General features: G+C 51.9%; 8 protein-coding genes. 7 read left to right on the top strand and 1 reads right to left on the bottom strand.

Going from position 1 to position 12,361, the window contains the following annotated elements; genetic code table 11:
- Position 1: 1 nt before the first annotated feature.
- From C4N23_RS01015 to C4N23_RS00990, 7 genes are all read left to right on the top strand, one after another.
- Positions 2 to 3,154, top strand: coding sequence for a type I restriction endonuclease subunit R (locus C4N23_RS01015; RefSeq protein WP_112143439.1), 3,153 nt, complete (start codon positions 2 to 4; stop codon positions 3,152 to 3,154).
- 24 nt (positions 3,155 to 3,178) lie between these two features.
- A complete protein-coding gene (locus tag C4N23_RS01010; RefSeq protein ID WP_097777949.1) occupies positions 3,179 to 3,916 on the top strand; it encodes a DUF6602 domain-containing protein in 738 nt (245 codons plus the stop codon).
- A gap of 13 nt (positions 3,917 to 3,929) precedes the next feature.
- Positions 3,930 to 5,246, top strand: a complete 1,317-nt coding sequence (locus tag C4N23_RS13770) for an SMODS domain-containing nucleotidyltransferase (RefSeq protein ID WP_143405514.1) — start codon at positions 3,930 to 3,932, stop codon at positions 5,244 to 5,246.
- 352 nt (positions 5,247 to 5,598) lie between these two features.
- The gene (locus tag C4N23_RS01005; protein ID WP_112143437.1) at positions 5,599 to 7,188 is read left to right on the top strand and encodes a peptidoglycan D,D-transpeptidase FtsI family protein; all 1,590 of its coding nucleotides are present in this window, start codon (positions 5,599 to 5,601) and stop codon (positions 7,186 to 7,188) included.
- A 99-nt stretch (positions 7,189 to 7,287) separates the two neighbouring features.
- A complete protein-coding gene (gene secG, locus C4N23_RS01000; protein ID WP_055188282.1) occupies positions 7,288 to 7,536 on the top strand; it encodes a preprotein translocase subunit SecG in 249 nt (82 codons plus the stop codon).
- 119 nt (positions 7,537 to 7,655) lie between these two features.
- Complete coding sequence (gene rnr / locus C4N23_RS00995) at positions 7,656 to 9,776, top strand: ribonuclease R (protein WP_112143435.1); 2,121 nt, start codon at positions 7,656 to 7,658, stop codon at positions 9,774 to 9,776.
- A 65-nt stretch (positions 9,777 to 9,841) separates the two neighbouring features.
- Entirely contained in the window at positions 9,842 to 10,561 is a 720-nt protein-coding gene (locus C4N23_RS00990; RefSeq protein ID WP_112143433.1) for an MvaI/BcnI family restriction endonuclease, read from the top strand.
- Positions 10,562 to 10,611: 50 nt separating this feature from the next.
- Here the strand turns inward: C4N23_RS00990 and C4N23_RS00985 are convergent, their stop codons facing one another.
- Entirely contained in the window at positions 10,612 to 12,081 is a 1,470-nt protein-coding gene (locus tag C4N23_RS00985; RefSeq protein ID WP_112143431.1) for a TRM11 family methyltransferase, read from the bottom strand.
- Positions 12,082 to 12,361: the final 280 nt, after the last annotated feature.

Here is a 12,361-nt window from a genome sequence, read left to right as displayed (position 1 = left end):
AATGTCCTTTTTCAATATCGTTGCGGCTACCAATGAGGATACCGTTGTTGCTGCCTATGAACCCTCCAAGGTGCGCTCTGACAGCTACCAGAGCGAGGCAGAACTGGAGAAAGAGTTTATCCGGCTGTTGTGCGAGCAGGGCTACACCTATCTGCCGCTGCATACCGAGGATGAACTGATTGCTAACCTCCGCAGCCAACTGGAAGAGTTGAACCACTACCAGTTTTCCGATACGGAGTGGCGGCAGTTTTTCAGTGATGTAATTGCCAACCCCAACGAGCATATTCCCGAAAAGACCCGGAAGATTCAGGAAGACAATGTGCAGGTATTGCACCGGGATGATGGAAGTTCCAAAAATATCACGCTGATCGACAAGAAGAACATCCATAACAACCGCCTGCAGGTCATCAACCAGTATGAGGTAAAACAAGCAGACGGCGCACGGCATGATAATCGCTACGATGTGACGATTCTGGTCAACGGCTTTCCGCTGGTTCATGTGGAACTGAAGCGGCGCGGGGTGGCCATCCGAGAGGCGTTCAACCAAATCAACCGCTACCAGCGGGATTCGTTCTGGGCGGGCTGCGGCTTGTATGAGTATGTACAGATTTTTGTGATCTCCAACGGCACAAATACCAAGTACTACTCCAACAGCACCCGCTACAATGCCATCAAGGATGCCAAACACGGCAAGACGAAAAAGGAAAAGACCAGCAATAGCTTTGAATTTACCTCCTACTGGGCCGATGCGAACAACCGCGTGCTGACGGATCTGATCGACTTTACCCGGACATTCTTTGCAAAGCACACGATCCTGAGCGTGCTGACCCGGTACTGCATTTTTACCTCAGAAAAGATGCTGATGGTGATGCGCCCATATCAAATCACGGCAACCGAGAGGATATTGAACCGCATCGAGATCGCCAACAACTACAAAAAGTATGGAAGCATCGAGGGCGGCGGCTACATCTGGCACACCACTGGCTCCGGCAAGACGCTGACCTCCTTCAAAACGGCACGGCTGGCATCGCAGTTGCCCTACATCGACAAGGTGTTGTTTGTGGTAGACCGCAAGGATTTGGACTACCAGACTATGAAAGAGTATGACCGCTTCGAGAAGGGCGCGGCAAACTCCAACACCAGCACCACGATTCTGAAACGCCAGTTGGAAAACCCGGAAGCACATATCATCATTACCACCATCCAGAAGCTGGCGACCTTCATCAAGAAAAATCCGGGGCATGAGGTCTACCAGAAGCACGTTGTGATCATCTTTGACGAGTGCCACCGCAGCCAGTTCGGTGATATGCACGGTGCTATCGTTCACAACTTCAAAAAGTACTACCTGTTCGGTTTTACCGGAACACCGATTTACGCAGCAAATGCGGGTACGAGCGGAAAACCCGGTATGAGGACAACGCCTCAGTTGTTTGGCGGTGAACCAAATGAAAAAGGCGAAAAGGTTCTACCACTGCATACCTACACCATTGTGGATGCCATCAACGACAAGAATGTGCTGCCGTTCCGTGTGGATTACATCAAGACGATGGATGCAGAGCCGGACATGGACGATAAACAGGTTTGGGACATTGACCGGGAAAAGGCATTCATGGCTCCCAAGCGTATTTCTCTGGTGACAAAGTACATCCTTGACCACTTCGACCAGAAAACCTATCGGGGAGACAAATCGTATGAGTTTAATCTGCTGACGAATGTGGCAGAGGTGGCCTCTGCCCAGCGTGGTGCGGTGGAGGAAATCAAGCAAAAACAGCGCGTCAGCGGTTTTAATTCGATTTTTTGCGTAGCATCTGTGCCAATGGCAAAGCTGTATTATCAGGAGTTCAAAAAGCAGATGGCGGCAGACCCAACCAAGCGGCTGCGCATTGCTACCATTTACAGCTATGGAGCCAACGAAGCGGAAACGGATGGCATTCTGGACGAGGAAAACCCGGAAGATACCTCCAACCTTGACCAGAGCAGCCGGGATTTTCTGGATGCCGCCATTCAGGATTACAACGAGATGTTCCATACGAACTACTCGACCGATGGCGAACGGTTCCAGAACTACTACAAAGATGTATCGCTCCGCATGAAAAATAAAGAGCTTGACCTGCTGATCGTGGTCAATATGTTCCTGACGGGCTTCGATGCCACGACCCTGAATACCCTTTGGGTGGACAAGAACCTGAAGATGCACGGCCTGATTCAGGCGTTCAGCCGGACGAACCGTATCTTGAACAGCATCAAGACCTTTGGCAATATCGTCTGCTTCCGCAACCTGCAAAAGCGGGTGGATGCGGCAATTTCGCTGTTTGGAGATAAAAATGCGGGCGGCATCGTTCTGCTGCGCAAATATGCAGACTATTACCACGGCTATACGGATGAGCAGGGAAAATACCATCAGGGTTACACCGACATGATCGATGACCTGACACAGAAGTTCCCGCTGACAGAGCCGCAGATCGTCGGAGAGCAGAACCAGAAGGACTTTATCGTGCTGTTTGGCGCACTGCTGCGGATGCGGAACCTGCTGTCCTCCTTTGATGATTTCAAGGGCAACGAACTGATCTCTGAACGGGATCTACAGGACTATTTGGGCCGCTATCAGGATTTGCGGGATGAATGGCGCAACAAGAAGCATGATGAAACCAAAGAGGACATCACCGATGATGTGGTGTTTGAGGTGGAGCTGATTCGGCAGGTCGAAATCAACATTGACTACATCCTGATGCTGGTCAAAAAGTACCATGACACCCATTGCGATGACAAAGAGGTGCTCATCACGATTCGCAAGGCGATTGATGCCAGCCCGGAACTGCGCAGCAAAAAGCAGCTGATTGAAACCTTTATTGCAGGTGTCAACGATGTGGATGACGTGATGGCAGAGTGGAACACTTATGTGTCCGAACAGCGGGAGAAAGAGCTTACAAAGATCATCCAAGAGGAAAAGCTGAAGGAGCCGGAAACGCGCAAGTATCTGGCCAATGCGTTCCGGGATGGTGAGATCAAGACTGTTGGCACTGATATTGACAAGCTGATGCCGCCTGTTTCCCGTTTCGGCGGCGGTGGCCGTGCACAGAAGAAGCAGGGTGTAATCGATAAGCTGAAGAGCTTCTTTGACAAGTTCTTTGGGATTGGAACCAAGATGCTTTGAAATTAAGAGTGGAGGAATGCGAAAATGCCGAGTGTTGATCTTGGAAAACTGTATGATGGAATGCAACAAGAAATGGAAGCAGGGCTAAAGACTGGCGCATCAGTATTGATGCATCCTGGAATGAAAGGGGACGACACAGAAGATAATTGGAGAGAGTGGCTAATGGCATATCTTCCGAATAGATATGCTGTTGCCAAAGGAGTTGTAATTGATGCAGATGGGAACGAAAGCGAACAAATAGATGTAATCATTTACGATAGACAGTACTCATATCTGGTGCTTAAACACAATGAAACATTTTTGATTCCAGCGGAAAGCGTATATGCAGTTTTTGAAGTAAAGCAAAGCCTAAACAAAGGCTATATGGAATATGCCCAACATAAGACAGAAAGTGTAAGAAAATTAAAACGGACATCAGTGGCAATAAAGCACGCAGGAGGAAAATATGACCCTAAACCACTACACAAAATTGTTGCAGGACTATTAACAACAACATCTGACTGGGCAGAATCGAGTACTATAGATAACATTGCAAACAACCTATCTGAAAACGAGTTGAAAAGGCTTGATATGATATGCTGTGTGGCAGCAGGAACTTTTGTATGTGATCGAGGGGATAAGACAATAAGTTACTGCGACAAGTCAAAATCACTTGTATATTTTCTTTTGAAAGTTTTGGGAAAATTGCAGGAAATAGGAACCGTACCAGCAATTGATTATAATGCGTATGCGCAAAAGATAGAAGTTCATCAACATCCATAAGAAAGGAAAGACTATGGCGAAACAGCGGGATTTCAATAATTTCTTGTCGGAAATCGAACCGAGTAGTACAACAGTGGCATATATTAGCAGTTTGCAAAGTACATTGAGGGATTATCTGAAGAATCATGATACTTATAAAAAAATACATGTAGATACATTTTTGTCCGGTTCATACGCAAAACATACATCTATTAGACCCACATCTAAAGGGAAAAAGAGAGATGTGGACATTATAGTTGTGACATCTTATGAGATGACAGATGATTCCAAGAAAGTAATAAGTGAGTTAAAAGATGTCTTGATTCAAAATGCGAATTATAATTCAGCAACAATTCAATCGCATTCTGTTGGAATTGAGATGGGCGGACTGTCAATAGATGTTGTTCCAGTTATCTCTGATCAAGATGATGAGGAAGTGTATTATATTGGGGATTCTAATACAGGAGAATGGACAAAAACTGATCCTAAAGGTCATAAAGTGTGGTCTACTACAGTCAACAAAGAACATAATAAAAAATATAAACCACTTGTAAAAATATTTAAGTGGTGGCGTCAGACAAATTGTCCAGAGGATATTAAATATCCCAAAGGAATTACACTAGAAAAAATCATAGCAGATAATTTGGGAGATTCATCTCTTGGAACAGAAGATTTTCTTATTGCAACAATGCAAAATATAGTAGCTGCATATAAAGAAGATTATGCAGATGCCGGAGTGAATCCAACTATAAGTGACCCATCAGAAAAAATTGAGGGCAATGATCTGCTGGCCGGGTATAGTACAACAGATTTTTCTAATTTTATAGATAAACTTAGTGAGCATGTTTCAATGTTAAACGATGAAGGAACAGAAAATGATACATGGAGAAAAATATTAGGAGATGAATTCCCCAAAGAAGGCTGCAAGGCTATTGCATGCTCAAGCGTTAATAATGTATACAGCTGTATATTCGCACCTTATAAGGAAAAGCCAAGATGGCCTATGCAGCGTGGTGGAGCTGCTTTTATAACATTAAGAGTGACTGCAGCAGATGGAAGCGATGTTGAGTATATAAGCAACGATATCCCACTTGAAAAAAGATGCACATTGCATTTTCGGGCATTAACTGGAGTAAAGCGACCATATAGCGTTATATGGCAAGTTGTGAATACTGGGCAAGAAGCTACAATGGCAAATTGCTTACGAGGAAATTTTGAACCATCCAATGAGGGATTTGATGGGAAGAGGGAAAGCACTTTGTATAAAGGAACACATTCAGTGCAATGCTTTATTATAAAAAATGGAATTTGTGTAGCGAAAAGTAAGGAATTTATTGTAAACATTCGGTAGTAGAGAACAGACTTGCTTTATGAGGGAGAGTTCGGTATAATACTCACAGAGATTCCGCTGGTTGCGTGATACTATCCTGATACTAAAAAATCATCAAGCCACATCTAGCACAGCAATCTCATGGAAAAGTGAACATCCAAGAATAGACACACTAAACAAATTTGTTTAGTAAAGAAATAAACTTACCGAGCTCGAATAATAAAAGGTCATTACAGTCAAACCTCAGAAAATAATTCGCAAATCCAACTCATCACGCCGCAGGAGACGGGACTTCCCATTCGGAAGGCTCCGTCTCCTTTTTGTTTACCCACGGCCTACCCAGCCCATCCTATTTTTCAAAGGGGGCGGTTCGATGTCCGGGCGGCGGGTGGTGGCACTGTATGCACTGTTGGTGGGGTGCTTTGCGGCGGTGGTCTGCCGGTTGTACTGGCTCTGCTCGAATCCGGCTTATGCGGCCCGTGCGGCGGCGCAGAGCGTGGTCACGCTCCGTCTCCCGGCGCGGCGAGGGAATTTCTACGACTGTGAAGGCCATCTTCTGACAGGTCTTGGCACAAAATGGGAAGCACTCTGCGTTCCCGGCGAGGGAAATTATACGAGGCTGTTTTCCTGTACCGATGCGGCCGGACAGGCCCTGCTCTACCAGAAACGAAACGCGCTTGCTCCGTTTTTTCTTGAGGTGGAGCAGGATGTTTCAGCGCTTGGAATTTCTTGCTGGCCGGTGTCCGTTCGTTTCTCGGCGGCACCGCTGGCGGAGCATCTGATCGGGTATGTGGATGGAGACGGCAAAGGAGCGGCGGGGCTGGAAGCGGCTTTCGATGCGGCCCTTTCCGGCACCGGGGAGGGCGACACGCTGACCTGTCTTGTCAACGCGCAGGGGAAGCTGCGGGAAACGCCGGAGCAGACCCACGCCGACAGCGGGGCTGTGGGGGTGCAGTTGACCCTTTCGCGGGATGTCCAGCGGGCGGCGGAAGCCGTCGCGGCCCGGATGATGACGACGGGGAGCATTGTGGTGCTGGAAACGGCCGGTGCCGAAGTACGGGCGTGCGTCAGCGTGCCGGGGTATGACCCGGCAGACCCGGCGGCCAGCCTGAACGCGCCGGACAGCCCCATGCTCAATCGGGCATTTCAGAGCTACGCGGTGGGGTCGGTGTTCAAGCCGGTGCTGGCCGCTGCCGCGCTGGAAGCGGGGGAGACGGGCCTTGTGTATCACTGCCCCGGCTGGTGCGAGGTGGATGGCCAGATCTTCCGCTGCGCGGGCGGGGTCGCCCACGGCGAGGTGGATCTGGCGGCTGCGCTGGAAAAAAGCTGCAATGGATATTTCATCCGCTTGGGGCAGACACTAGGGGCAGAGCGGGTGCGCACGCTGGCGGAGCAGCTTGGCTTTGGGCAGGCTGTGGAGCTGACCGATAGCTTCCGCACCGCGGCGGGGAAGCTGCCGGAGCTGGCTGCCCTGACGTCCAGCGGGGCCTACGCAAATTTCTGCTTCGGGCAGGGCGAGCTGCTGGCGACGCCGGTACAGATCGCCGGGATGCTGAACGCCCTTGTGACCGGGATGTATCGGGAACCTCTCTTTCTAAGGAACACGCTGGACGAAACGACCGGCGAACCGTTGACGCCGTTGGCCCACAGGAGGGCGGAGCGGGTGGTCTCGGAGGGAACCGCGTCGGCCCTGCGGATGCTGCTGGCGGGGGTGGTGGAGAACGGCACAGGGCACGAGGCGGCGTTGCCGGAAACGACGGCTGCGGGCAAGACCGGCACCGCCCAGACCGGGCAGTTCCGGGACGGCGTGGAGCTGAAAAACAACTGGTTTGCCGGGGTGTTCCCGGCAGAAAAACCGCAGTATACCATCGTGGTATTGCAGGACGCGCAGACCGTCCCGGCCCATTCCAGCGCTGCCATTTTTGCCGCATTGGCAGAGATGCTGGAAAATTTCGGCGCGTGAAGCGCAGTTGTTCTTGCTTTTTGCGCCGTTGTATGCTATTATATCCTTGTATTTGTATGTAGTCTCAATGAAACTAATAATAAAAGGAGCGTTCCATCCATGTCTGCTATTGAAATCGTCGGCGGTGTCGTCCTGCTTGCCGTCTCGGTCGTTATCATCGTCCTCACCCTGATGCAGCACACCCACGGTCAGGGGCTGTCCGGTGCGATCAACGGCGGCGCATACGGCGCAAACAATGCACGCCTGACCCCTGCCGATCAGATGCTGGCCAAGGTGACCCGCGTTGCCGGCGTCGTGTTCTTTGTGGTGGCCATTCTGGCCTGTGTGTTCGCCAGCCGTCTGGCCTGAGCACTCATGCACAGCCCCGTGTAAGGCGGGGCTGTTTTTCTGCCTATTTTTTCTGATGAGAGGGAAGAGCCGCCGCCCGGTGGAGGTGGGTCGGCTGTGGAAGTTAAGGAGTAAAATTTATGTCATTACGCGATAAAGTGGAACATGCCATCCAAAATCAGCCCTGCACCGTCAAGGACCTGAAGGCCCGCTTCGGCGGCGACCGCGGGGCCGACCGCAAGGTGATGGAGGCACTGGATTCTCTGGTGCACGACGCCGTCATCTGCCAGCGTTCGGGCGTGTTCTTTACCGTGCGCTCCGGCCGTGCCGAAAAGGCACTGCTGTGCAAGGTGGTCAAGCTGGGCAAGAACTTTGCCTTCGTCATGCTGGAGGATGAGACCAGCGATATCTTCATCCCCGGCCGTTTCACCCGCGGCGCAATGCCCGGCGACGAGGTCCTTGTCGAGAAATTTGAGCATCCCCGTGTGGAGGGCAGCGACGAGGGCGCGATCCTCGCCGTCCTCACCGAGAAGAACGACCTCGTGGGTACGGTCCGCCGGATCGAGGGCCGCCTGAAGTTCGTGCCGGACGACTGCCCGGCCATCTCCATGCAGCTCATGCGGGACTGCGAAGGCGGTGCCAAGGACGGCGACAAGGTAGCCGTCGAGATCCTGATGCGCGGCAACCGGCAGGAAGACCACCGCGTCGGCGTGGCCATGCGGTTCGGCAGCAGTGACGAGGCCAAGCGCTGCGCCAAGGCGCTGCTCTACGCCCGCGATATCCATACCCGCTTCCCGGACAAGGTCCGCGAAGAAGCAAAGAAGTTCGAGGATATGACGGTTTCTGAGAAGGACTGCGAGGGCCGCATGGACCTGCGTGCCCTGCCCATCTTCACCATCGACAGCGCCGAGACCAAGGACATCGACGATGCCATCAGCCTGACCCGCACCCCGGAGGGCGGCTTTGAGCTGGGTGTCCACATTGCGGACGTTTCCAATTACGTCAAGCCCGGTTCGGAGTTGAATGAGGAAGCCTTCAACCGCGCCACCTCTGTGTACTACGCGGATCAGGTGGTGCCCATGCTGCCCAAGAGCCTGTCCAACGGCATCTGCTCGCTGAACGAGAAGGAGCTGCGCCTTGCATTCTCCTGCCTGATGCGTCTGGACAAGGACGGCAACCTGACCGATTACCGCTTCGTCAAGTCGGTCATCTGCAGCCGGGTCAAGGGTGTGTATTCTGAGATCAACGCCCTGCTGGCCGGGACGGCGGATGCCGAGATTCAGGCAAAGTACGCCGAAGTGCTGGATCAATTGCCCGCCATGAAGGAGCTGTACGGCCACCGTGCCCGTCTGCGCACCGAGCGCGGCTGCATCGACTTCGAGAGCGGGGAAGTAAAGCTGATCCTCGATGAGGACGGCCACTGCATCGACGTCAAGAAGCGCACCTCCGGCGAGAGCGAGGCCATGATCGAGGAGTTCATGCTGCTGGCCAACCAGTGCGCGGCCCACTTCGCCCGTGTTAAGCAGATCCCCTTCGTCTACCGTGTCCACGAGGAACCCAACGGCGAGAAGCTGGAGCGTCTCCACGCTCTGCTTCAGGCATGCGGCATCAACGACCACTTCGCCAAGGATGTGCCCACCCCCAAGGAGCTGAGCGGGATTCTGGAAGGTGTGCGCGGCACCTCCTTTGAGGAGATCATCAACACCGGTATGCTCCGCTGCATGTCCAAGGCGTGTTATGAGGAGAAACCCAAGGGCCACTACGGTCTGGTGCTGAAAGACTATGCTCACTTCACCAGCCCTATCCGCCGTTACCCGGACCTTGCCATCCACCGCATCATGACCGACCTGCTCAGTGGCACCGACAAGGAAACCATGGCCATCCGCTACACCGACTTTGCGGCACAGGCAGCCAAGCAGTCCAGCGAGCGGGAAGTCATCGCCGTGCAGATTGAGCGCAAGGCCGAGGACTGCTATAAGGCGGAGTACGCCCGCCGCCATCTAGGCGAGTGCTACGAGGGCATCATCTCCGGCGTCACCCAGCGCGGCCTCTTCGTCGAGCTGGAGAACGGCGTGGAGGGCTTCGTGCCCGCTTCCAGCCTGACGGCTACCGGCACCACCCTCACCGAGGGCATCCGCCTGTCCGACCCCGTTTCCGGCAAGAACTGGAACCTCGGCGACAGCATGATGATCACCATCGTCCGCGCCGACGTCAACCTCGGCAAGGTCGATTTTGAGGTCGCCCCGGAGAATAAGCAGTAATAGATTTTATTAAATGGCTCGCGAAATGCGGGCCATTTTTTATAGAAAAAACGAAAGGAAAACATATGATCTACACGCTGGAAGACTTTATCCGAGAGTACCGAAAAATCAAGGAAATGGGCTGGATCCGGACACATCGCGCCGGGCCGACAGGCGTTGGCAAGACACTGGAAGACCTGCTGGGCATTGAAGAAAACAATCATGATGCGCCGGACTTCGGGGAATATGAGCTGAAATCCTGCCGGGTGAATTCACAGAGCATGTTGACGATGTTCACCAAAACACCGCAGCCTCCGAAAGCAAATACATATCTCCGGCTGAAATACGGCTATTCCAGCAGTGTCTATGACAATGAGGAAAAGGTTTTGCACTCCACTCTGACGGCAGCGCATTTTGTTCCTATTGCAGATACCGGGCATCAGCTGAAGATCGTGTGCGATGCTCAGAAAATTTCGATCGCATCGGAACTCGGAACAGAAAATGTATACTGGGAGCGGGAAAAACTCCGCAAAGCGTTTGAAAAGAAATACAAGAACAAATTTGTTTATGCAAAGGCGCAGTCCCGCGGGACGGGTGCGGATGAGGAGTTTTATTTTGAAGAAGCTTACGAGGTAAGCGGATTTGATTATGATGCGATGATCGAGCTGCTGGAACAAGGCAGAATCTATATTGACCTGCGGATTGGGCAGTATGCAAATGGAAAGACGCACGACCATGGAACGGGCTTCCGAATCCGTGAAATCGATCAGCCGAAGTTGTTCAAAGTAAATCGAAAGGTCGTGTAAAAGCAGAATCCCCGCCGTGCGGCGAAAAGCTGCGCGGCAGGGGTTCTTTTTCAAATTTTGCGGAGGACCACAATGTGTTCGTTGGTCATCGTGGTGACTTTGGCTCCGGCCTCATTGGTAGGGGAGTTCAGGGAAGGCATGACCTTATTGGGAATATTGCGATCAATGGTATAAACATGCTGCAAATGGTAGAGGGACGCCAGTTCAGAGATGATAACATCAGTTTGCAGAAGCACTTTTTTCACGGTGCGGTTGCCGACGACCCAGAACTGATAGCCGCCCGCTTTTGTCTTTTCCGACACGGCACGGATGGATGCGTCGAGGTCTTCATAAAAGCTATAGACATCTCCGGCACGCTCCAAATCGATGGCGGAAATTTGTTCCAGCGAATTTTGCAGCGTTGGGCTGTGGAGGTGGGAAGCAAAGCCTTTCCTGTATTTTTTTCCGCCCATCAGACTGCGGTCGATGCCAAGGATCTCCTTTTCGGTGAGATGCCCAAGGCCGAGCCACTGAAGCGAGAGGCGGCTGTATTCGCCATAGGCAACGGTCGTACGGCTGTCCCCATAGGGCGGAGAAGTAATGACAAGATCGAACATGTCATCCGGGATACTTTTCAATTCGGTAGCGTTATCCCGGTGGATCGTCACGCGGGAAGTGTTGCGACACGCGGCATAGAAATTGCCCATTTTCTCGATGTTGCGGGAGAGGATCTTGGAAAATTCGCCGATGACGCTGGGGGAAAAGGCGGCAACCTTTTTCGGCGGCATCCGGAACATCTTGAACTCGCCGTTCCGCCGGTTGGAGACGAGCCGAATGGATTCACTGAAAGCAACAAACACAAAGTTACGGATCGGTTCATCCGAAATTTCTAAGATGCAGTTTTTGATGAGCTGCAGGGATAGAATAACATTTGGCTTGAACCAGTAGCCGATATTTTTGAACGAGGGAATTTCAAAATCGGCACGACGGCAGGAAAGGCAGTATTCCTTCAGATAGCTGGGTGCATCGGAACCCCAATTGTCTTTTGCAGTCAGGTCAAGGCCGAGAACTTCTCGCATATAGTGGTCGGCACCGGAAAAAAACGATTCGTCCCGTTGGTAAAGCGTATGAATCTGGTCGAGAAGGGCGGAGCAAACCTTCCGCAGATGGATCGGGTCAAGCGGTGTGGTCTTTACGCGACAGAGCAACAGGGCAAGGGGGTTGATATCGTTGCCGCAGACTGTGGGAATCCCCGCAAGCATTCCTTCCACCAGCACGGTGCCGGAGCCGGAGAAGGGGTCGAAGAGCGAGTGCACCGGCCGGATGGAAGAAGTGATCCGGATCAGATTCCGGCTGATGGGGCTGACCATCATGGCGGGATAATTGTGCAGCCCGTGGGTGTATTCGTGGGTATCATCGGCCTTGAAATCCCAATAATCCTCCGGTAGTTCCCGCAGCTTCTGAATCAGTTGATCGTCTTCGGCAGTTGGCAGGGGAAAGGCCAACTGTTCGAATGCGGCGGGCTGAAAATGATCCTTCATGGGTGGGATTCTCCTTTGATCGGCCAATGCTGACACAACAGAAAAATGAGCTGCGTCCCGGCAAACGGTGATAGACATACTAAATTAGTATACACTGAAAAGAGCGGAAGTTCAAGGATCAGAAGGTGAAAACGGTTTGAGAAATCGATGGGGACGGACACACTTCGTTCACTTTTCCGACAAAAGTTGCTTTTTGCATAAATTTTATACACTGTTCGGTTTTTGTATGTTGTTCTGTCATAAGTGGTGGGATATACTAAGCACAACGAAAGGGCGAGCG

The organism is Faecalibacterium hattorii (genome assembly GCF_003287455.1).
In the GTDB taxonomy this organism is placed as follows: Bacteria; Bacillota; Clostridia; order Oscillospirales; family Ruminococcaceae; genus Faecalibacterium; species Faecalibacterium hattorii.
This window is presented reverse-complemented; position numbering and strand designations above follow the sequence as displayed.

Coding starts and splice junctions, on each gene's coding strand:
- secG (WP_055188282.1), top strand. CDS start 7,288: ATGTCTGCTATTGAAATCGTCGGCGGTGTCGTCCTGCTTGCCGTCTCG.
- C4N23_RS00985 (WP_112143431.1), bottom strand. CDS start 12,081: ATGAAGGATCATTTTCAGCCCGCCGCATTCGAACAGTTGGCCTTTCCC.
- rnr (WP_112143435.1), top strand. CDS start 7,656: ATGTCATTACGCGATAAAGTGGAACATGCCATCCAAAATCAGCCCTGC.
- C4N23_RS01010 (WP_097777949.1), top strand. CDS start 3,179: ATGCCGAGTGTTGATCTTGGAAAACTGTATGATGGAATGCAACAAGAA.
- C4N23_RS00990 (WP_112143433.1), top strand. CDS start 9,842: ATGATCTACACGCTGGAAGACTTTATCCGAGAGTACCGAAAAATCAAG.
- C4N23_RS13770 (WP_143405514.1), top strand. CDS start 3,930: ATGGCGAAACAGCGGGATTTCAATAATTTCTTGTCGGAAATCGAACCG.
- C4N23_RS01015 (WP_112143439.1), top strand. CDS start 2: ATGTCCTTTTTCAATATCGTTGCGGCTACCAATGAGGATACCGTTGTT.
- C4N23_RS01005 (WP_112143437.1), top strand. CDS start 5,599: ATGTCCGGGCGGCGGGTGGTGGCACTGTATGCACTGTTGGTGGGGTGC.